Source organism: Longimicrobiaceae bacterium, from assembly GCA_036375715.1.
Classification (GTDB): Bacteria; Gemmatimonadota; Gemmatimonadetes; order Longimicrobiales; family Longimicrobiaceae; genus DASVBS01.
In genome coordinates, this window is sequence record DASVBS010000085.1 from 102328 (window position 1) to 124976 (window position 22649).

Consider the following 22649-nt stretch of genomic DNA (forward strand, 5'->3'; position numbering starts at 1 on the left):
GCCGAGGCTGCGTCTCAACCCCACCACCGTTCCATCAACAAGCGAGGGGCGCGTGCGAATCGCCAGGAGACTCGGGCGGGGCGGGATCCTGACGGACCGCGAGCAGGAGCTTCGGGCGCGCGAGCAGGAGCTGCTGCAGCGCCTGGCGGACGCGCTGGAAGCATTTCAGCCGGACGTTTCCGAAGACGACTTGCGCCATTTCCAGCAAGCGCGGGCACAGCTCGATCAGCTCTTCCTGCTCGTGATCGCCGGCGAGTTCAACTCGGGCAAATCGAGCTTCATCAACGCCCTGCTGGGTGAGCGCGTGCTCCCCGAAGGCGTTACGCCCACCACCGATCGCATCAACCTGCTGCGCTGGGGGCCCGAGGTAAGCGAGCGCGCCCTGGAGCCCTATCTGCTGGAACGAACCCATCCGGCCGAAGTCCTCCACGAGCTCAACATCGTCGACACGCCCGGCACCAACGCCGTGGTGCGCCGGCACGAAGAGCTCACCCGCGACTTCGTGCCCCGTTCCGACCTGGTGCTCTTCGTCACCTCCGCGGATCGCCCCTTCACCGAGAGCGAGCGCCAGTTCCTGGAGCAGATCCGCTCCTGGGGCAAGAAGATCGTCCTGGTGATCAACAAGATGGACATCCTGGCGGGCGCCGAGGAGCTCCGTCAGGTAGAGGCCTTCGTGGCTGAGAACGCGACCGCGCTTCTGGGTCACACACCCGAGATCTTCGCGGTCTCCGCCCGGCGAGCGATCGAGGCCGCTCCGCTCGAAGACGATGCCGGGCCGCGGCGCGAGGGCAGCGGCTTCGCCGAGCTGGAGGAGTACCTGCTGCGCACACTCAACCAGGAAGAGCGCATCCGGCTCAAGCTGCTCAACCCGCTGAACGTCGGGTTGCGCCTCGCCTCGAGCTACAAGGAGGCGGCCTTCGAGCGCCTGAAGGTCCTCACCGAGGACATGGAGGCGATCGACAACATCGATCGGCAGATTTCCCGCTTCCATGAAGAGATGATGCGCGACCTGGCCCCCAGGCTCGGCCAGATGGACGCCCTGATCGTCGAGATGGAGAACCGGGGGAACGCCTTCTTCGAGGAGACGATCCGCATCGGGCGGATCAAGACCCTGCTGGACAGCGACGCCGTGCGCCGGGAGTTCGAGCGACAGGTGATCGCCGACACCCCGCAGAAGATCGAAAAGGCGGCGGGCGAGGTGGTCGACTGGATCGTCGAGCGAAACCTGAAGTTGTGGCAGGATATCCAGGTCTACATCGACCGACGCCGCCTGGAGCGACACCGGGACGGCCTGATCGGCGAGGTCGGCGGCTTTCAGTACAACCGCCAGGCGTTGCTGGACTCGATCGAGCGCCTCGCCGCGCGGGTGGTGGGCGGCTACAACCGGGAGGAGGAGGCGCGCAAGATCGCCAACGAGGTGCAGGGCACCTTCGCCGCCACCGCCCTGGCGGAGATCGGCGCGATCGGCCTGGGAACCCTGGTGGTGACCGTGGTCACCGGCGCGGCAGCGGACGTCACCGGGATCCTGCTGGCGACCGTCCTGGGAATCGGCGGCTTCTACCTCATCCCGCGCAAGCGCCGACAGGCGAAGGAGCGCTTCTCCGCGCGGCTGGCGGAGCTCCGACAGCAGCTTCGTGACTCACTGGAGCGGCAAGCGCACCAGGAGATCGCCGCCTCCGCGGAGCGTATCAACGAGACTATCGCTCCCTACCGCCGCTTCGTGGAGACGCAGCGAAGCCGACTCAACGAAGCGCGCGCCGCGCTGGTGGCCACCGAGGACGCCCTGCTGCGCCTGAAGTCGGAGATCGAGCGCGCGTGAAGCACATGTAGGGCGCGCCCTTGTGGCGCCAGCGCGATCGTGCGTTCCCACCGTCGGCATCGGGCAAATTGCCCGCACGGTTCGGGGGGGCATGGGCATGAGCCCGCTTTGCCCCCCGACGCCCGGCGCGGAACCCGCCCGTCGGGGCGCCCCCAACAGACCGACTCCCGCCGACGGCGCACCCCGCCCCGTGTTGGATGCTCGCTACGCCGGGCGCTCGGATATGCTGCAACGACGCCGCACGCTCCCCCCATCACCGTACCTAACAGGCACTTCCCACGTCGCCCACCATTGCTGTCTGCCCGCCGTGTCTGCCGCTCACCGCAGGCGCGGAATGGCATGAAAAATCCTTCGTCACGATTCTTCGCACCGGCCTCACGGGTCGCACGGCCTCCGCCCTGGCCGACCCCGGATCTGACAGCTCGCGGACCATCCGGCGGCGCTTGTCTGCGGCGCCGTGGCGTGAACTCGACGCGGCCCCCATGCACGCACGATCTACCCAGGTGGAAGCGACGGCCCCTCCGGGCGCCCGGTTCGTGGCGTCGGCCTCGGATGGCGTCTATTTCCCCGTGGCGGATCGTCGCTGGGCACGGCTGGATGCCAACGACCGGCGCTGGTTCGCGGACGAGGAATCCGCGCGGGCCGCCGGGTACGATCCGGCGCGGCTCGTTATTGCCGGTCTCGAGGAGTTCGAGATCGTCGCCGAAATCGGGCGCGGCGCGACGGCCACGGTCTATCGCGCTCGCGACCGGATCCTCGAGCGCGACGTGGCCATCAAGGTCGTCCACCGCTCCCACCAGGACGACGACGAGACCCTCGCGCGTTGCTTCCGGGAGGCGCGCGTGGTGGCCCGCCTCGATCACCCCGGCATCGTCTCCCTCTATTCGGTCCGTCGGCTCCCGTCCGGAGGACTCGCCCTGGTCATGGAGTACGTGCCAGGGCGGACTCTCCGCGACGTCATCCGTGAGGAGGGGGCGCTGCCGATCGACCGGGTCGACCGCGTCCTGCGCGAAGTCGGCGACGCACTGTCGGCGGCTCACCGCAAGGGCATCGTCCACCGCGACGTCAAGCCGCAGAACATCTTCCTGCAGGAGACGAATGGCCGCTGCCTGCTCGCGGACTTCGGTATTGCCATCCCGCTCGGCGAGGCCACCCGCATCACCCACGCGGGGGTGGTGATCGGCACGCCCGCGTACATGTCGCCGGAGCAGTTCGACGGCGATGCGGTCGACGGGCGCAGCGACCTTTACAGCCTCGGGCTGGTCGGCTGGGAGATGCTCACCGGGCGCTCTCCCTGGGAAGGCGAGAGCCTGTTCAACATCGTCTACAAGCAGAAGACCGTCCCGCTGCCACCGGTGGGCAGCGTGCGGCGCGGAGTACCGGCGCGCCTGCGCATCGCCATCGAACGCGCGCTGCGCAAGGACCCCCGGGAGCGCTGGGACAGCGTCGAGGAGTTCCTCGCCTGCCTGGACGGCAACATCCCCGGGCTCCGCTGGCGCGTTGCCTCCCTCCTCTTCTCCGGCCTCTCCCGCGAAGATCACCCCGCACCCGACGCACCCCCGGCGTCGATGGAAGCGGATGCCCCCACGGTGCGACTTCCTCGTAGTGGCAGTGCCGCCTTCGCGGCTCGTGCCGGAGTCCCGGGGGCCTCGCCCCGGCCTGGTGACGACACCGGGCTTCACCCCCCCGGCCAGCAGCTGGGTGCCCGGGTAGATCGCCCGCTGGTTCCCTCACGGCTCACGGAGGCAACGACGCGGCGTGGAGGAAGGCGACGCTGGGTGATGGTAGGCGGCGCCGCGCTGGCCGCTACCCTCGCGGGCGCCGCGGCCGTCGGGCTCCGCTGGCAGCTACCGTCCTGGCCAGGTACGCAGGAGCCCCAGCAGGCGGTAGAGAGCGTCGTTGCGCCGCCCATCGCAGCAGCACCCGCGGCCGCGCAGCCCGCGCTCGAGTTCCTCGGAAGGGGGCTCGATCCGGCAGCCGTCGGGCAACCGGGACTTGATACCGCGGCCATTGGCGCGGGTACGAATGCCCTTACGATCGACTTGGCGGGCGTCGGTGCAAACACGGCAAGCACGGAGGTTCCGCGGACCAACGGCGGAGTCGAGGGGACGACCGGAGAGGTGGCCAGCGGCGGTTCAGGAGCTACGATCCTGGTTGCGCCCGCGCCGAATCGAAGCGGGAACGCCGCGGAGGAGGCGTCGGCGGCGAGCGGAGTGACCGAGGCGGAAGTGCGAGGTGCGGCGGGCGCGTTCGGTGCAGCGGGGCGATCGACCGAGGTAGTGGCCGGCGCGCCCACGGCCGGAACGACTGCCGGTGCGCCGTCAGCCGGCGCAGCGACCGGGGCGCCGACTGCGGCGCAGCCAAGCGAGGCGCGGAACACGGCGCCGCCGCCGCCCATCCTGCCGCTGGATGATCGGCCCTCGCGCCTGGCCGCCGGGGGACTCCACAGCTGCGCGATCCTGGGCGGCGGTGCGGTGGCCTGCTGGGGCGGCAACGAGCGCGGCCAGGTGGGGCGCGGAATCGGTGCGCGCGAGGTGCTTCCCTTTACGGTCGACCTGGCGGCCGCGCCCTACACGATCGTCGCCGGCGGCTTCCACAGCTGCCTACTCGATCGCACCGGGGCCGTCTATTGCTGGGGCGACAACCGCCAGGGCCAACTCGGCAGCGCGGCCTCCGTGAGCAGCGGTCCGATCAGGATCGGAGAGCTGCGCTTCTTCTCGCTCGCCGCCGGGCTCTCGCACACCTGCGGCATCGCGCGCAACCGGGCGGCTTACTGCTGGGGCTCGAACGAACAGGGGCAGCTCGGCGTCGGGTCGACGGATCCTCAGGCGGGTCCGGTCCGCGTTCGTAGCCCCGAGCCGCTGGTCAGCGTCACGGCCGGATGGACGCACGCCTGTGGGCTATCCGCCCAGGGGCGGGCGTACTGCTGGGGCGACAATTCGCGCGGGCAGCTCGGCGACGGCACGACCACCCGCAGGACCGCCCCCACCCCGGTATCCGGCTCGCTTCGTTTCCGCTCCATCTCCGCCGGCAGCGGACACACCTGCGCCCTTTCCCTGGACGGCGAGGCGTACTGCTGGGGCCAGAACGGTGACGGTCGGCTGGGCGATGGTACCACCGGCGACCGCACAGTCCCGACCCGAGTCGAGACGAGCCTCCGCTTCGTCGAGGTGAGCGCCGGCGGGCGCCATACCTGTGCCCTGGCCAGCAGCGGTGCCGCCTACTGCTGGGGCCAGAACGGCTACGGTCAACTGGGAGATGGTACGTCGAACACGCAAACCCACCCCGTCGGGGTGGCCACTGACCTCCGCTTCCAGGCGATCCGCTCGGGAGGTTCCCACACCTGTGCTCTGGCTGGCGACGGCAACCAGTACTGCTGGGGCTTCAACATCGAGGGGCAACTCGGCGACGGGAGCCTCGCCCACCGCGCCACGCCGGTACCCGTGAGTCACGGACGGGACGCTTCCGGCTAGCTCTCTCGCACTCGCCTCGTCCCCCGACCCTACCGAGATGATCCGCGGCATACGGGAAGGTACACGCACTGTTTCCCGGCGGGCAGCGCACGCCAGCGTGCTCGTTCTCTCCCTTGCGCTGCCGGCCCTCGCGACGACCGCTAGCGCGCAGAGGCTGGCGCCGAAACCGCTGCTGGAGGGGGATGCGGTTGCCCAGCCGTGCGCACCCCTCCCACCGCCGTCGCTCATTTCGGCCACGGTGTCTGCGACCGTCGACTCCCTGCTCGAGGCGGGTACCCGCGCGGCAATCCTGGGCGACAACTACCACGCCGGGGAGCTCCTCCGCGAGGCGGCCGCACTGGACCCCGGCAACCCCCTCATTGCGTATCGTCTCGGGAGGATCTACGAGGAGCGCGGAGAATCGGATCTGGCAGTCGGGGAGTACTGTCGGTACCTGCAGGTAGCGCCTCAAGGGGCGGACGCTGCAGAGGTCGATGAGCGAATGCGCCGACTTTCGGCAACCGCAGCCGAGCGTGACCGGGAGGAGTTCGAGGCCGCCGCGAGCAGCGGGTTCCGCGCCCTCGAGCAGCGGCGCTACCAAGCAGCGGCGGCCGCCTTCACCCGGGCGCTTGCAATGCGGGTAGGTTGGGCAGCCGGCTACTTCAACCGGGCCCTGGCGCTCGCTGCCCTGCGCGACGACTCGGCGGCGGTCGCCGACCTGCAGACCTATCTCCAGTTGCAACCCGCGGCCGCCGATCGGCTCGCGGTGGAGAGGCAGATCGAGCGACTGCGCCAGGGCGACGCCTGGCGGCCGCGCGGTCTTCCCTCCCCGGGCGGAGTGTTCGCGGGCGGCCTCCTCCTTCCGGGCCTGGGGCAGTTCGTCACCCGCCGGCCGCTGGGAGGCCTGGTGGTGCTCGCCGGGGCGGTCGGAGCGGCCTACTGGGGGATCCGGCAGGAGACTGTAGTCCGCACCGAGACCGCGGTCGACCCCTTCGGGAACCCCTATGATTTCCAGGTACGGTCGCTGGAGCGTCCGAACCTGGCCATCGGCCTCGGCGTAGCGGCCGGGGTCGCGCTGATGGGCGCGGTCGAGGCGTCCCTCTACGCCCGCCGACAGCGGGAGCCGCCTCCTGACGCTGGGGGACCGCGGGCGACTGCCGCCGCTCGTCCACGGCTCCGTCTGATTCCCAACCATAATCAGACCGGGCTGGAGCTCGGTCTTCAGGTCCCCCTGCCGCAGGCGCGGCCGTAGCCGGGCACTTCGCACCCCATCTCCTCCCGTGCGGGACACCAGAACGCTGCGATTTGCGGCGGCCCTCTTCGCCACCCTGATCGGCGCCTGCGAGCTCGCCACCGAATCTGGCGACCCGAAGGTCGCCAGTATCCGGGTCGTCCCTCCCACCGCCACCGTCACCGTCGACGCCAGCGTTCAACTCTCCGCGATGATCGAGGACGACTCGGGGAATCCGCTCGAAGGGACCGTCCACTGGGCCAGCGAAGACGAGGCCGTGGCCACCGTGTCGGCGGCGGGGAACGTGACGGGCGTAGCCCCGGGGAGCGTGCGAGTCGCGGCGAGCGCGGGCGGGATCAGCTCCCTGGCTACCATCCAGGTCGAGCCCAAGCCGGTGGCGACGGTGACGGTTTCGCCGGCCGATGTCACGTTGACGGTGGGCGAAACGGAGCAACTGGAAGCCACGCCGCGCGCCGACGACGGGACCGTGTTGACCGACCGAGCCGTCGCGTGGTCGAGCAAGGAGCCGACGATCGTCGAGGTGAATGAGGATGGTATAGTGACGGCCATCGCGGCCGGATCGGCGACCGTCACCGCGACCAGCGAGGGAAAGACTGGTAGCGCGACCATCACGGTGAACCCGAAGCCGGTCGCCACGGTGGAAGTCTCCCCCGCTGGCGTAGCCCTGCTGATCGGCGAGACCCGGCAGTTCCAGGCCCGCGCGCTGGCTAGCGACGGCAGCGTGTTGACGGGACGCACCGTAGCCTGGTCCAGCTCGGCACCGAGCATCGTCGCGATCTCGGGCACCGGACTGGCCACCGCGCGCGCCGCGGGTACAGCCACCATCCGCGCCACCATCGAGGGGCGGGTAGGCACCGCCGCGGTCGCGGTCAGTCTCGCGCCGGTGGCTAGCGTAGAGGTCACCCCTTCGTCGGCCACGCTGGAGATCGGGAAGACTCAGACGCTGGAGGCAACCACGCGGGCCGCGGACGGAACCATCCTGAACGGCCGTACGGTGGTCTGGACGAGCGACGACGAATCGGTGGCCACCGTGACCAGCGCCGGCCTTATCCGGGGCGTCGGGGCGGGAGAGGCCACCATCACCGCCACCAGCGAAGGAAAGACCGGCAGTGCAACTGTCACTGTGGTGCCGAAGCCGGTCGCCACCGTCACCGTCTCACCCGACGAAGCGACGCTCACGGTCGGCGCAACGCAGCAGCTCACTGCCACGCTGCGCGGCGCCGATGGATCGACCCTTAGCGGGCGTACGGTGACCTGGTCCAGCAGCGACGAGGCCGCCGCCACGGTCGACGGAACCGGCCAGGTCACCGCTGTCACCGCGGGGAAAGCGACGATCACCGCCCGGAGCGAGGGACGCAGCGGTACGGCAACGATCACGGTGACACCCAAGCCGGTGGCCTCGGTGGAGATCTCACCGTCGGCAGCCACCCTGCTGGTCGGCGAAACTCGGCAGTTTGAGGCCCGGGCGCTGGCGAATGACGGCAGCGAGCTGACCGGTCGCGCGGTCACGTGGTCCAGCTCGGCGCCGAACATCGTCGAGATCTCGAATACAGGGCTTGCCACCGCGCGCGCCGCCGGCACCGCTACCATCCGCGCCACCATCGAGGGTCGGGTCGGCACCGCCGCGGTGGCGGTGGGGGTGCAGCCGGTCGCCACCGTCGAAGTAACCCCGACGAATGCCGCGCTGGAGGTCGGGCAGACCCGAACCTTCCAGGCGACCACGCGCGCAGCGAACGGAGCCGTGCTGACGGGGCGCGCCGTTGCCTGGTCCAGCAGCGACGAGACAGTGGCCACGGTCACCAGTGCGGGCCTCGTTCGGGGCGTCGGACCCGGCGAGGCCACGATTTCCGCCACCAGCGAAGGCAAGCGCGGCACCGCGACCGTCACGGTCAACCCGAAACCGGTCGCTACCGTCTCCGTCTCGCCGGACGAAGCCACGCTCACGGTCGGCGCCACACAGCAGCTCAACGCCACCCTGCGCGCCGGGGATGGCTCGGTCCTGAACGGGCGCGCGGTCGCCTGGTCGAGCAGCGACGAAGATGTCGCCACGGTCGACAATAGCGGCCGGGTCACCGCTGTGGCCGCGGGGAAAGCGACCATCACCGCCCGGAGCGAGGGGCGCAGCGGTACGGCGACGATCACCGTCATCCCCAAGCCGGTAGCGACGGTGGAGGTCTCGCCCGACGGAGCCACCCTGCTGGTCGGCGAGAAGCAGCAGTTCAGGGCGCGCGCTCTGGCGAGCGACGGCAGCGAGCTGACCGGTCGCCCGGTCACCTGGTCCAGCTCGGACCCGGACATCGTCGAGATCTCGAGTACCGGCCTGGCCACCGCGCTGGCCGCCGGCGCCGCCACCATCCGCGCCACCATCGAGGGCCGCGTAGGTACGGCGGGCGTGGCGGTGGGCGTTCCGCCAGTCGCCTCGGTAGAAGTCGTCCCCACCACGTTCACGCTGGAGGTCGATGAGACGCGGACCCTCGAGGCGATTACGCGTGCGGCGAACGGGTCCGAGCTGACCGGTCGCACCGTCGTCTGGACCAGCGACGATGAGGCGGTGGCCAGGGTTAGCAGTGAGGGGGTTGTGCGGGCCATGGGACCCGGGGCGACGACGATCACCGCCTCCAGCGAGGGACGAAACGGGACGGCCACGGTGACGGTGGTGCCGAAGCCGGTCGCGACCGTCTCCATCTCACCGGACGAAGCCACACTGATGGTGGGAGAGACGCGGCAGCTCAGCGTTACCCTGCGGGCGAGCGACGGGACGGCGCTCAACGGCCGCGCCGTCGCCTGGTCGAGCGACAGCCCCAATGTCGCCAGGGTGAGCGACACCGGGCTGGTCACAGCCCTGGGACCCGGCGAGGCGCAGATCACGGCGAGCAGCGAGGGACGCAGCGGCACGGCCACGATCACGGTCGCCCCCAGACCGGTCGAGTCAGTGGAGGTCTCGCCATCCTCGGCCACGCTCCAGGTCGGGGAGACCTTGCAGTTCACGGCGAGAGCGCTGGCGCAGGATGGCTCGGAGCTGGCCGGCCGAGCGGTCACCTGGTCGAGCTCCGCGTCGCAGATTCTCGAGGTCTCCGAGGATGGCCTCGCCACCGCGCACCTTCTCGGCGCCGCTACGGTTCGCGCCACGATCGAGGGGAAGGTGGGAAATGCCGGGGTGGCGGTCATCCCGAGGTCCGTCGCCAGCGTGGAGATCACCCCGGCTTCGCTCAGTTTGGAAGTCGGGGACTCAACTCAGCTTGAGGCCACCGCCCTCGATGACAACGGCAGCGAACTCCCCGGTCGAGCGGTGGAGTGGTCCACCAGCGACGAGGCGATCGCGACGGTAAGCACGAGAGGGTTGGTGCGCGGCGTAGCGTCGGGAGAGGCGACCATCACCGCGACCAGCGAGGGGCGGAGCGGCACGGCTTCGATCACGGTCGCTCCGCGGCCAGTGGCCACCGTGGCAGTCCGCCCCTCGGCTGACACCCTGTTCGTCGGCGAGAGCGCGTCATTCACTGCCGAGACGCGCGCAGCAAACGGTGACCTGCTCACGGGACGTCCCGTTGAATGGTCGAGCAGCGATGAAAGCGTGGCGACCGTCGATGACGGCGTGGTGACCGCCCTCTCGGCCGGCACGACCACCATCAACGCCTCCAGCGAGGGACGCAGCGGCACTGCCTCTCTGGGCGTGCTGCTTCCGCCGGCTCGACTGATCATCGTCAGCGGGAATGGTCAGATCGGGCGAAACAACCAGGCCTTGCCGCAGCCCCTGGTGGTTCAAGCCCTGGACACGAACAACGCCCCGGTTCCGGGGGTGACCGTGCGGTGGGGAGCCGACAACGGGAGCATTACTCCCACCGAAGCACGTACCGGCAGCGATGGCACTACCTCGGCCGCGTGGACGCTGGGAGCGGGCTCCCCATTGCCTCGGCAAGCGTGGGCAGAGATCACCGGTCTGCCGCGGGTGGAGTTCACCGTTACATTGGTCCTACCGCTCGGGCAGCAATAGTCCTCATCGAAGCTCACGCTGAGAAAAAATCCTCACGAGCGCCCGGCCGAGACCTGCCACGCCTCTGCTGCAATCCACCTTCGGACTTTATGGATCGGCCGCCACCGTGGAGGATAGGGTCGATCGCCGCAGACCCCGCCTCCTTTGGTCAGCCAGGAGACGCCGAAGGCCACCACCGCAATCGCTTCGAACCAGAAGACGTAGCTCGCGCTGCGTTCGGCGGCCTCGCTGAGGAGAAGCCTGGTGACCGGGATGGCCGCCACGCAGAAGAGCATGACGATGCCGCAGACGCGAAAGATGAAGTTGCGCTGCTCCTTCCACGGGTTCGGCGGAGCGGCGGGATCGGATCGGGTGAAGAGAAAGAGCGACATCCCCGCCAGCAAGATGAAGAACGCCGCCGAAGCGCCGAAGTGGATCCAGCCCACATAGTCGGGGTCCGGGGCGTAGGGGCCGGAGAACAGGGTGATGGAGTCCCGCAGCGGGGTCTCTGCTTCGGGAGCCTCGCGAGGCACCTCGGGAGTCGGGAAGAGAGCGACGAGGAGCGCGGCCACCCCCGCCAGGTTTGCGACCAGGTTGTCGATCTTCTCGTAGCCCTTGTAGCAGATGAGAAAGACGGCGATGGCGCAGACGGTCCCTACGAAGACGTCGCGCATACCGGTATGGAAGTAGGCGCTGATCGAGACCTCGATCACCGCGCGATCCGCGGGCGGCAGCCCCTGGCGAGCAAAGCGGTCGCGCAGGTTCTCCCCGATGACCAGCACGAAGGGTAGAGCCATTCCGATGATGCCGAGCGTCCGCCGCAGGGTTCTGAAATGGATCACCAGGGAGTCGTTCACTCCCCGCAAACCGCTTTCGTCGATCAGGTTCATCGCAGCATTCCACCGTGGCCAGGGTGAGGGACGCACCTGTCCATGACGGGGAAGGATGCCTTCCCCGCCCTCTGCCCTGACCGGGTCGATGCAATGCTATGGCCGGCAAGAGTCCGAAGAGAAACGAAAGCGCCCCGCCGCCTTCCCCGCGGCAGGGCGCTCTAGTGAAGCGGGTATGCCCTGATCACCCCTGGACCGGAACTCGATGCCTCGACACCCGCAGAGCGATAAAACACGCGCGCATGCGCACCGCGTCCCGCCCGCGGCTTCTAGCTTCTAGCTTCTATCAATCATCCCCCACTTCCACTTCCCACCGCCTCCTCCACTTCCGCACACAGCCCGAGCTCCACGTGAGCGAGATAGAACGATTCGGCGACCTTCTCCTCGGGCACACCCAGCACGGTCGCGATCTGGTCGAGGTTCAGCTGCTCGTAGTAGAAGAGCGCCAGCAGGGTACGGTCGGATTCGGAAAGCCGTTGGAGGTCGTACACCATCAGGGTGTGCGGCTTGGCCGACGGCGGAACGGACAGCTCCCTCGTGTGCATCACAGTTGACCTGGGTTCAGTGACCGAGTGCGCTCGCTTCGCGAGCCGCTCGGCGAGGCAGAGCCTGTGCCTTTCCGCGGCCGCTTGTGGTCGCAAACGATAAGCGAGCGACCTACATAGAGTTGCGGGCATCGTCCAATTGCCGTGCGAACTCTCACAAACATCTGTTGGGAGACGTTCTTGCCGTACACCCGGAAGATCCGTCCGGCTCATCTTGCCGACCACCCGAACCATCTTCTAAAAATTTAGTTGACGGCCAGTATGGCCGAGACTACTCTGGATTGAGTTCGATGTGCGGGCTCACCCCCCTGGAGTGAGTCGTGCCGGTTCGTTAACCGACGGTGGCCCTTCCCCGCGCTCCCACCTACGCCAGACAGCCGATGCATTGGATTTTCCGCGTCCTTGTCGCGAGCCTCGCGGCCCTAATCGTCCCTGCCGGCGCTGTGTACGCGCAGGCTACTACAGAGCTTCGAGGAAAAGTCGTGAACGAGGCGGGAGCGCCGGTCACCGGGGCCTCTGTAACCGCCCGGAATATCGCCGACACCACGCGCGTGGTGGGCGGCCTCACCGACCAGACGGGGGGCTTCCGCCTCACCCTCGCCCCCGGCTCGTACCGCTTGCAGGTCACCTACCTCGGGTATCGACCGCATACGCGTGAAATCTCGACGTCGGCCGGCGTGCCTTCGGTCGATCTCGGGTCGATCCAGCTCACTCTTGCCCCTGTGACCCTCGAGGGGCTCGAAGTGCAGGCGGAGACACCGCCGGTTCGTTTCGAACCGGATCGGACGATCTACCTCACCCGCGACATGCCCGCCGTGCAGGGAGGCGTGGCCACCGACGCGCTGCGCAGCGTGCCGGAGCTGGACGTGGACCTCGAGGGGAAGGTAACGCTGCGCGGAGCGAGCCCTCAGATCTTCATCAATGGCCGCCCCACCCCCATGCAGGGAGAGGCACTACAGCAGTTCCTCCAGCAGCTACCGGCCAACCGCATCGACCGCGTGGAGGTGATGCCCAATCCGTCGGCGAAGTTCGAGGCGGAAGGAGCCGGCGGCATCGTGAACATCGTGCTGAAGAAGAACGAGGGGTTGGGGCTGAGCGGCAGCCTTGGGCTCACCGCGGGAACCCGCGGGACCAGCGGCGGGTTCGGCAACCTCGCCTTCCAGGAGGGGCGCGTCACACTGTTCGGGAGCGGCTCGCTGAACTTCTACGAGAGCGAGAACTCCATGTTCGATCTGCGGCAGAACCTCCTGGCCGATCCCATCACCTTCCTTCAACAGGAAGGCGACTTCGGCAACCGCGGGCGCTTCAGCCACGTCGATCTGACCGTCGAGTACCAGCTCACCAGCAAGGCGACGGCATGGACTTCGGTTGCGGGCGGGGGATACGGCTCGGACTCCGACGGACTCACGACCTACACGGAGATGGACGAGCTGATGGCCCCGACCGAGCGCTACAGTCGGAATACCTCCTCCGACTGGCAGAACGACAACTACGATGCTTCCCTCGGGATCAGGCACGTCTTCGAGCAGGGCAAGCACGAGATCTCGGTCGAGGCCAGGCGCAGCCACAACGGCGGCGACACCGACGGGCGATACCTCCGGCAGCAGTTCGCCATCGACGGAGACCCGCTCAGCCTGCCGCCCGAGCTCATGATCGATGACCAGGACGAGGATCAAACGCGCACCTGGCTAAAGGCGGATTACGAACGGGTTTTCGGTGACACCCGCCTTCAGGTAGGCTATCAGGCGAACATTCAGAGCACCGAGAGCCGGCAGCTCCGCGAGACTTTCCTCGGAGAGGCGGAAGCGGAAGCAGTGGAAACCCTGCTGCAGGGCTACGACTACGAGGAGACCTTCCACCAGGGGTACCTCAGCCTCAGCCAGAGCCTGGGCAAGTTCTCGGTGCAACTGGGCGTTCGGGCTGAGCTCGCCAACACCGATTTCCTGGAGCCGACGACCGGTGAGAGCTTCGGGAACGAGTACTCCAGCATCTTCCCGAACGTGAACCTCGGCTACGACCTGGGCGGCGGGAAGCGGCTGGGGCTGAACTATTCCAAGCGGATCCAGCGCCCCTGGGTCTGGTACCTGAACCCGGTGGACTACTCCAGCGATCCCACCACGCGACGGGTCGGCAACCCGGAGCTGAAGCCGCAGTACACGCACTCCTTCGGGGCCGACCTGACCTGGATGGGCACGCTGGGAACTCTACGCTTTGCGCCGTTCTACCGGTCCACGGTGGACAGCTGGGGGCAGATCACCCGTGCCAACGAGGAGGGCGTGCTGACCACGACCTGGGAGAACGTGGCCTCCATGAAGAGCTACGGAGCTCAACTCAGCGCCATGCTCCGGTCCACCGGTCGCCTCAGCGGGAACGTCGGGGTCGGTCTGTTCCGCGAGGACCGCGATGCCAGCAACCTCTCCACCGACTACTCGGGCAAATACTTCCGCTACAACGCGAACGGCAACCTGATGGTGGCGCTCACCGAGACGCTCAACCTGCAGGGGATGCTGTGGTACAACTCGCCGCAGGACCTGCCACAGGGGAGGCGGTCGGCGTTCGTGATGACCGGGATCGGCGCGCGCCTGCAGCTCTTCGACAACAAGGCGACACTGAACCTGCGGGTGGAGGATCCGTTCGAAATGGCGCGTTACGACTTCAAGATGCGCGATCGGACCCACACCCAGATCGCGCGCAACAACTACAGTATGCGGAGCGCCTCGATCAGCCTCTCGTACAACTTCGGGCGCCGCCCCAACTCGGCGCGCCGGCCGAGCATCGACGAGGCCCAGCCGCCCCAGCCGCCGATGGACCCGACGCCGGTGCCGATGCCGTAACGATGAACGACGAATTACGAATTACGAATTACGAATTACGAATGACAAATATTGAATCTTGAATTTTGAATTTTGAATTGACGGCCAAACCGTAGAGGGTTGGTGCAGAGGAAAGTTCTCCGCGCCTTCAGTGGTTCCCCTGTCAGCGCTCTAAAAATTCGTAATCCGTAATCCGTAATCCGTAATCCGTAATCCGTAATCCGTAATCCGTAATTCGTAATTCGTAATTCGGATAACGGATAACGGATATCGGATAACCCCTTCAGTATATGTACACCGCCGTTCCCACCGGCACGCGATAGTACAGGAACTCCAGATCTCCATCGCGCATGCGGATGCAGCCGTGGGTGGAGGCGTTGCCGATGGAGGTCTTGTGGGGCGTGCCGTGGATCATGTAGCCGTCGCCGAGGTCGAGCTTGTAGGCGCCCAGCTCTCCTTCGATTCGCCGGTTGGCAGTCCCATGCGGGGGGATGAAGAGGGTGTCCCCGAAGGCGACCTCCTGGTCCGCGGGCAGGAGCTCGAAACGGCCGTCCGGATAGGCCCGCCCGATCCGGTCGCCGCGGACTACCAGCCGGCTTCCATCCAGGAGGAGGGCGCCCGTATCCGCGGGCAACTGCAGCAGCACGAGCCCGCTGTCCCGCGCCAGCTCCACGTAGTGCCAGTCGGGTGGAACCCAGGCCGGGTTCTCCTGCTTACTCACCACCCGCCGCACCCCCCGCGGCGTCGAAAAATCCCACACCTGGTCTTCGTGGTGCAGGCGGCTCCCCTTACCGATCGCGATGGGTGCGATCCGGAGCGTGTCGGTGCCATCCATCCAGAGCAGCAGGCGCTCGCGGAGGGAGATGAGGATGCGGGATCCGTCAGCCGCGTGCGCCTCCGCCCGCACCCGGGAGGAGAGGGTATCCTCCGGCTCCGGCGGCAATGATTCGTCGAAGAGCTTTACCTCTCCGAGCACCTCTCCCGGAAGAAGAGGCGGTGGGTCTGCGAGCTGCGCCGTGGCAGCCGCAGGAAGCGCAACCAGGAGCACGACGATGCGAGACGCCGTTCCTACCAGCATCTGTAACCTCCTGAGGGACTTCTCTCCCGGTGACGCACAGGGCCTCAGCCCCGCAACTCGAATCAAGCAAGGGAGTCATGAAGGCGCAATAGTTGCACCGATACCGCGCGCCGGCCGCCGACCGGCCGGAAACCGCAATCGCAGACCGAACGGGAACGCAGGAAAACCGGGAGGGCGACGATGACACGGAAGATGACTCCTCTGGCTGTCCTGGTGTCGGCTCTCTTGTTTGGGGCCGCCACGACCGCAAGCGCACAGGTGCCCACCGAGCAGCAACAGGACACCGCCATGGCCGGTCAGCAGGACACCGCTGCGGTCGGCCAGCCGGATCTACAGGGGCAGCAGCCGGGCATGCAAGGCCAGCAGCCGGGAATGCAGGGCCAGCAGCCCGCCCAGCAACCCGGGCAGCCGGTGCCATCCCAGGCGCCACAGCCCGATCTCCAGGACCCGAACGCGCCGACTCTGCAGCCGGACACGGGTGCCGAGCCGCTCGACGCGCAGGGAGCGGAGCAGGAACAGCGCGACATGCCGATACAGAAGGACATGTAACGGCGACCCTCGCGTCGGCTGTTCCGACGGGATGACACGAGGCGCGAGGCCCCCGGCAGCCAGGGGCCTTGCGCCACATACCTTCATCCATGGCTCGGCAACTGCGTAGCGCAAGGGCGATCACTCCTGCAGCTCGTTGCGCAAGGCGGTTGCCTCCGCCAGACCCGTGGCGATCTCCGGGACGACGATCCCCCGCTCCACATAGATTGGCAGCGCGGCGGCCCGCAATCGCGGCAGCGAGCGCGCAAAGACCAACGCTCCAAGCACACAGATCGAGCCCCCCAGGAACAGGGTCCACGGCACGCCGATTCGCGCGGCCAGGGCGCCTTCAGCGAGACTTCCAAATGGAGTGGTGCCGAGGATGGCCATGCCGTAGAAGGCCATCACCCGCCCTCGCATCTCCTCACGCACTAGCGTCTGCAGAATCGTGTTGCTGGATGCCGACTGGATCATCCATCCAGCGCCCACCAGAGTCAGGCAGAGCAGCGACAGCGGCAGCGAGCGAGATAGGGAGAAGGCGCACAGGCCCAGCCCGAACGTCGTCGCCGCGATCGGGACCAGCCGACCCAACCCCAGAACGCCGCGCCGAGCGGCGAGAAAAAGCGCCGCAGTCAGCGCGCCGACCCCGGCTGCGGACATCAACCAACCCAGGGTATTCGCGCCTCCACCCAGGACCTCGCCCGCCATCACCGGCATGAGGACGACATAGGGCAGCCCAGTAAAGCTCACCAGCGCGAGCAGGAGGAGGATCGCCCGCAACGGAGGCAACCCGAAGGCGTAAACAAATCCTTCTCGCAACTCCTCCAGCACCTGCTTGCCGCGCTCCGGCAAAGACCGTCGCACCAGCTTCATCGCCAGCAACGACCCGATCACCGCCACGTAAGAGAGCGCGTCGATCGCAAAACACCATCCCTCCCCCACCATTGCCACCAGGATGCCGGCTACCGACGGCCCGATCAGCCGGGCGGCATTGAACATCGACGAGTTCAGCGCGATGGCGTTCGGCAGGTCCTCCGGCCCCTCCACCATCTCCACCACGAACGACTGCCGCGCCGGGGTGTCGAAGGCGTTGATCACCCCCTGGACGAGCGCCAGGACCACGATGTGCCACACCTCGATCGCCCCGCTCAACGCAAGGAGGGCGAGCACCGAAGACTGCAGCATCGCTGCCGCCTGGGTCGCCAGCAGAACCCGATAGCGGTCCAGCCGATCGACCCAGACACCCGCAAAGGGACCGAGGAAGAAGGAGGGGATCTGTCCGGCGAAGCCGACGAACCCCAGGAGGGCGGCCGAGCCGGTAAGCCTATAGACGAGCCAGCTCATCGCCACCCGGTTGATCCAGGTGCCGATGAGGGAGGTGCCCTGCCCGATGAAGAAAAGACGGTAGTTCCGGTGCCGGAAGGCGCGCAGCATATGGCCGAGGCGTCGCCCGCCAGCCCCCCGCCGATCACTCATGAGCCGCGATTGTTGAAACTCGGTTGTCTCGCGTCGTGTTCATTCTCGAAGTAGTTTAACCCTCCACCCACGCCCGTCCCCGCCCGCGGCATGAATACCCGCGTATGCGGGCGCGCCCGGACCGCCCTGAGTCGCTCGACCGCACCCATGAACCGGCTCGCCTTCGGCCTTGTCCCGCTGCTCGCCCTGCTCGCCTCCTGCGCTCCCACCTCTCCCGACGAGGGCTCGGCCGGAAACGGCGCACCGCTCTCCCGGTTGCGCGTGGAAGGGAACCGATTCGTGGACGAGTCCGGCGCGACCGTGGTGCTGCGGGGCGTCTCCTTCTCCGATCCCGACCGGCTCGAGCGGGCGGGACACTGGAACCGGGAGTATTTCCAGGCGGCGCGTAGCTGGAACGCGAACGTGGTCCGCTTTCCCGTTCACCCGAAGGCGTGGAGACAGCGGGGTGAAGCGGAGTACCTGGCGCTTCTGGACCAGGGCGTCCAGTGGGCCGGGGAGCTGGGGATGTATGTGATCATCGACTGGCACTCCATCGGCAGCCTCGCGGCCGAGCGCTTCACCCGCGACATCTACGAGACCACGGGCGAGGAGACCTTCCACTTCTGGGAGACCATTGCCCGCCGTTACGCGAGCAATCCGGTGGTAGCCTTCTACGAGCTGTTCAATGAGCCGACCACCAATGGCGGCGAGTTCGGCGCCGAATCGTGGCCGGAGCACAGGGCGCTGATGGAGCAGATGATCATGGTCGTGCGCGAGCACGACCGGGAGGCCATTCCGCTGGTCGCGGGGTTCGACTGGGGCTACGACCTCACCCCCGTGGCCGCTGATCCTGTCGCCCTGCGTGGAGTCGCCTACGTCACCCATCCCTATCCTCAGAAGCGGCAGCCCCCATGGGAGCCCCAGTGGGAAGCCGATTGGGGCTTCGTCGCCACGGACTACCCGGTGGTCGCGACCGAGTTCGGTTTCATGGACCCGAACGGTCTCGGTGCCCACATCCCCGTGATCGGCGACGAGACCTACGGGGAGGCGATCATCGACTTCTTCGAGGCGCGCGGGATCTCGTGGACGGCGTGGGTCTTCGACCCGAACTGGTCGCCCCAGCTCATCGAGGACTGGAGCTTCACACCCACTCGCCAGGGAAGATTCTTCCGCGCAAAGCTGATGGAGCTCAACAAGACGCGCTGAAGGTGCCCCGGCTGCCCAGTTCATCCTTGTCGCGCGAACCGGCGGGCACAGTCGTCGCGCGCGATCACGCCCACGATCAGGGCATTCACCCTCAAACCCCAGACCGTCCCGTGATGAGACCGATCTGCACTGCCAGCGCCCTCCTGCTGCTGGCGACCCCCGCCGTCGCGCAGAGCGGCACCGTCTTCGATGACCTGTCGCTCGAGAGCCGCATCCTGCAGGGTGAACGGAAGTATGCCGTCTACCTCCCTCCCGACTACGAGACGTCGCAGCGCAGTTACCCGGTGCTCTACCTGCTGCACGGGGGCGGAGACGACCAGGCCGGATGGGTGCAGTTTGGAGAGGTCCAGCACATCGCCGATAAGGCGATTCGCGAGGGGATCGCCACCCCGATGATCATCGCAATGCCGGACGCGAGCGCCGGCCGGCGCGGCTACTTCAACGACGTGAGCGGGAAGTGGCGCTACGAAGACTTCTTCTTCGAGGAATTCATCCCCCACATCGAGCGCACCTACCGCGTGCGGAGCGATCGCCGTTACCGGGCCGTGGCAGGGCTTTCCATGGGAGGAGGAGGGGCCTTCATGTACGCGCTGCACCGGCCGGACATGTTCTCGTCCGCGGCTCCGCTCAGCGCGAGCGTCGGTCCCCTGTCGCTGGAAGAATTCCGCCAGCGCCTGGCGAGGACCGATCCCGATGTCCGGCCCGACGATCCGGCCGTCGAAGCGTATTACCACCGCCATAACGCGCTCTCCCTGATCGAAGCGCTGCCGGAAGACCAGCGCGAAGCCGTTCGCTGGTACATCGACTGCGGCGACGACGATTTCCTCTACGAGGGTAACTCGCTGGTGCACATCGCCATGCGGAAGAAGGAGATCCCGCACGAGTTCCGCATCCGCGACGGCGGCCACACCTGGACCTACTGGCGAGAAGCGTTACCCGCCGTGCTCGAGTTCGTCTCGCAGGCATTTCATCAGTACTGAGAGGCGGGAGCACGACTGATGTTGCAACGGCGGAGAGAGCGCCTCCATCTCCGGTGGATGGTTGCGAGGTGAATGGCTATGGCCTGCGACCGTTGCGGGAGGGATCTTGCCAGCCTCCGAGGCGGGACCTGAACTTGCTGAGAGTCGGCCAAACCTATCGGGAGGACGAGAGATGAGCTCGAGTTCGAAGCCGGTCTTCCGCAAGCTCGACCGGGAGGAGTGTGAGGCGATCCTCACTCGCAATCACGTGGGCCGGATCGCCTACGCCCGCGGAAACCAGATCGACATCGAGCCGGTCCACTACGTCTACCGCGATGGCTGGATCTACGGGCGAACCTCGGTCGGGCGGAAGATCGAGATGACCGGATACTCGTGGTGGCCGGTCGCCTTCGAGGTCGATGAGGTGGAGGGGCTGTTCCAGTGGCGGAGCGTGGTCGTGCACGGAGGGTTCTACACGATCCCGGCCACGGGTGTCGATTGGGAGGTGCAGGAGTGGCAGCGCAGCGTGGAGCTGTTACGCACCCTCATCCCCGAGACCTTCACGGAGGAGGACCCGGTCGCCTTCCGCGACATCGTCTTCCGCATTGCGGTGCAGGAGATCAGCGGCCGGGAGGCGGTGAGCCCGGATGAGAGTGCGAGCTGAGCTCCGCTAATCCTGGGGAGATTTTGGCGGGACGAGTAGAACCATTCCCCGCGCTCTCTGCAGGAGCTGACGCGACACGGTTCCCAGCAACACCCGACCGATATAGCCGTGCCCGTGGCTCCCGGCCGCGATCAGGTCAACGTTGAGCCGGCTCGCCAGCGCCAGCAGCTCCTGCACGGGATCTCCCTCGCAAACGACTCGCGCGACGTCCACTTCCCGGCCCCCGCTCAGCCCATCGGCGAGCTCGTCCAGGCACGCTTCCGCACGGCGTCGATACTCGGTGCGCCACTCCGCCAGGCTGGGAAACGGACCCACCTCCGCTGCGGGCCACATGACGTGGGCCAGGATGATGTGCGCCGGCTGGCTCATCACCGAGAGCGCCGCGCGGGCCGCGCGCAGGCTGTGTTCGCTGAAGTCGATGGCGACCAGGGCCCGCGCGGGCAGCGCGACCGTGTCGGCGGGCACCGCCAGGACCGGAACGGTAGTGAGGCGGACGACCCGCAGCGCGATGTCACCGCCGCGCCATCGCTCGGCGGGCACGGCCGGGCCACTCCCGACGAGGATCAGCTCCGCGCCGACTGCCGCCGCCCTCGAGGCGATGGCCGCGGCCGCATTCCCCGCCTCGACGCTGACGCTCCAGCGATCGTCTGCCTCATAGCCCACTTTCGCCAGTTGGTCGAGCACGCTGCGGCGCACTGCCTCCCGCTCGATCATGTCGTACAGTGCATAACCCTCCGGATAGTCACCCACTCCGGGGACCGGGTAGCGTGGCACCGGCCGCGCCACGGCAACGACCTCGACTGGCTTCCCGTTCTCGCGCGCCAGCATCAGACCGAGGCGCACCGCGCCGTCCGCGCCCGCACCGCCGTGGGTCGCGATCAGGATCGGTCGTTTCATCTCCTACCTGCCTTCGAGTGGCCCGGTCGACCGCGGGAGCGGTCGGCGACTCCGCCGAGCGAAAGGTGGTGCGCGGCGAGCGCGGGCAACATCGGTGGAATCCCGGCGCGTCTGTGGGGAACCCCTGGATTCGGTGTAGGAGCGCCTATGGAGGCGGCGCATGGGCGATTCGGCGCGGTGCTCACCACCCTACGGCTGCGCCCTCGAGTCCTGGCAATCTGCGCCAGGCCACACGGAAGGCGGTGCCTGGAAGCGCTTCATGTCGTCCCGATACCGCGCTTGTGGCGGTACGCCGCGGACGGTGCGCGTCACCTCCCGCGCTGATGCTCATGCGGTTGTGCGCGAGCGGTTCCGCGCCCGCCGTGTTCAACTTGTGATGCCTCATGCGCCTCCACGGTCATCAGGTGCACGGCGGTGGTCATATGTTTAGTCGCGAAATCAGTGGCCTAGCAGTTGCCTTTTCGCCCATCTGTTCTGCCCAAGCCTACCATTCCCACGCCGGACTACTTCGGCAATGTCGCACGCCGAACCCGCGAAGGCACGGTCCCGGTCTCCTACCTCGCAAGAGCGGCTCCCTGCATACCCGGGATCTACTCCCGGACGTTGTTTGCTCTGCGGGAGCTCCAACGGGCCGATCGTAGCGTATGAAGCAGGCTACTATGGGCGAGCCTGTTCGTGCGGCACGGTCTACATCGATCCTGAGCCGCCGCCGGAAGCGGTCGACCCACGAGAGGACCACCATATCGAGGCCTACTACGTATTGCCGGCCCACCTGCGACTGAAATGGGTCGCCCAATGGAAGCCCGCGGGTCGCCTACTGGAAGTGGGCTGCGGCCCCGGACATTTCCTCGCGGCGGCAATGGCGCACGGATACGAGGTCGCGGCCGTGGAGCCGAACGCCAGGTGCGCCGAAGAAGTCTTTCGACGCCTGCGAGTGCAGGTAGAGCAGGCCTTCATCGAAGAATGCAGCCAACCAAAGGCCAGCTATGACGTAGTCTTCCACGTCGACCTGCTCAGTCACTTTCCGGATCCGATCAGGGCGCTCAAAGCAATGGCGAGCCTGCTTCGCCCCGGTGGAGTACTCTGTTTCGAGGTAGGTATCTTCGCCGGACTCTCGCCTC

At 67.4% G+C, this 22649-nt stretch carries 15 protein-coding genes; 10 read left to right on the top strand and 5 right to left on the bottom strand.

The window, feature by feature from the left end:
* Positions 1–52: 52 nt before the first annotated feature.
* From VF167_19215 to VF167_19230, 4 genes are all read left to right on the top strand, one after another.
* Complete coding sequence (locus VF167_19215; protein HEX6927563.1) at positions 53–1819, top strand: dynamin family protein; 1767 nt, start codon at positions 53–55, stop codon at positions 1817–1819.
* A 482-nt stretch (positions 1820–2301) separates the two neighbouring features.
* Positions 2302–5292 (top strand): protein kinase, encoded by a 2991-nt coding sequence (locus VF167_19220; protein ID HEX6927564.1) that lies wholly within the window; start codon positions 2302–2304, stop codon positions 5290–5292.
* A 37-nt stretch (positions 5293–5329) separates the two neighbouring features.
* The gene (locus VF167_19225) at positions 5330–6523 is read left to right on the top strand and encodes a hypothetical protein (GenBank protein HEX6927565.1); all 1194 of its coding nucleotides are present in this window, start codon (positions 5330–5332) and stop codon (positions 6521–6523) included.
* 28 nt (positions 6524–6551) lie between these two features.
* Positions 6552–10514 carry an Ig-like domain-containing protein gene (locus VF167_19230; protein HEX6927566.1) on the top strand — a complete coding sequence of 1321 codons (3963 nt, stop codon included), beginning with the start codon at positions 6552–6554 and terminating at the stop codon, positions 10512–10514.
* 32 nt (positions 10515–10546) lie between these two features.
* Here the strand turns inward: VF167_19230 and VF167_19235 are convergent, their stop codons facing one another.
* Positions 10547–11383, bottom strand: a complete 837-nt coding sequence (locus VF167_19235) for a hypothetical protein (protein HEX6927567.1) — start codon at positions 11381–11383, stop codon at positions 10547–10549.
* 290 nt (positions 11384–11673) lie between these two features.
* Entirely contained in the window at positions 11674–11928 is a 255-nt protein-coding gene (locus VF167_19240; GenBank protein HEX6927568.1) for a sigma factor-like helix-turn-helix DNA-binding protein, read from the bottom strand.
* A gap of 380 nt (positions 11929–12308) precedes the next feature.
* Between VF167_19240 and VF167_19245 the strand changes: the two genes are divergently transcribed.
* Positions 12309–14762 carry a TonB-dependent receptor gene (locus VF167_19245; GenBank protein HEX6927569.1) on the top strand — a complete coding sequence of 818 codons (2454 nt, stop codon included), beginning with the start codon at positions 12309–12311 and terminating at the stop codon, positions 14760–14762.
* A 262-nt stretch (positions 14763–15024) separates the two neighbouring features.
* On the opposite strand, the gene VF167_19250 is transcribed toward VF167_19245, so the two are convergent.
* Entirely contained in the window at positions 15025–15819 is a 795-nt protein-coding gene (locus tag VF167_19250) for a L,D-transpeptidase (GenBank protein HEX6927570.1), read from the bottom strand.
* Positions 15820–15999: 180 nt separating this feature from the next.
* Between VF167_19250 and VF167_19255 the strand changes: the two genes are divergently transcribed.
* Entirely contained in the window at positions 16000–16368 is a 369-nt protein-coding gene (locus tag VF167_19255; GenBank protein HEX6927571.1) for a hypothetical protein, read from the top strand.
* Between the two features lie 120 nt (positions 16369–16488).
* Here the strand turns inward: VF167_19255 and VF167_19260 are convergent, their stop codons facing one another.
* Positions 16489–17823, bottom strand: a complete 1335-nt coding sequence (locus VF167_19260; GenBank protein HEX6927572.1) for an MFS transporter — start codon at positions 17821–17823, stop codon at positions 16489–16491.
* Between the two features lie 147 nt (positions 17824–17970).
* Here VF167_19260 and VF167_19265 point away from each other — a divergent pair, with 147 nt between their 5' ends.
* From VF167_19265 to VF167_19275, 3 genes are all read left to right on the top strand, one after another.
* Positions 17971–19008 (top strand): glycoside hydrolase family 5 protein, encoded by a 1038-nt coding sequence (locus VF167_19265; protein HEX6927573.1) that lies wholly within the window; start codon positions 17971–17973, stop codon positions 19006–19008.
* Between the two features lie 113 nt (positions 19009–19121).
* Positions 19122–19988 (top strand): alpha/beta hydrolase-fold protein, encoded by an 867-nt coding sequence (locus VF167_19270; protein HEX6927574.1) that lies wholly within the window; start codon positions 19122–19124, stop codon positions 19986–19988.
* Positions 19989–20160: 172 nt separating this feature from the next.
* Positions 20161–20631, top strand: coding sequence for a pyridoxamine 5'-phosphate oxidase family protein (locus tag VF167_19275; GenBank protein HEX6927575.1), 471 nt, complete (start codon positions 20161–20163; stop codon positions 20629–20631).
* 6 nt (positions 20632–20637) lie between these two features.
* Here VF167_19275 and VF167_19280 read toward each other — a convergent pair whose 3' ends face one another.
* Positions 20638–21528 carry a universal stress protein gene (locus tag VF167_19280; GenBank protein ID HEX6927576.1) on the bottom strand — a complete coding sequence of 297 codons (891 nt, stop codon included), beginning with the start codon at positions 21526–21528 and terminating at the stop codon, positions 20638–20640.
* Positions 21529–22135: 607 nt separating this feature from the next.
* Here VF167_19280 and VF167_19285 point away from each other — a divergent pair.
* The coding region (locus tag VF167_19285; protein ID HEX6927577.1) for a class I SAM-dependent methyltransferase at positions 22136–22649 on the top strand (514 nt) is incomplete at its 3' end.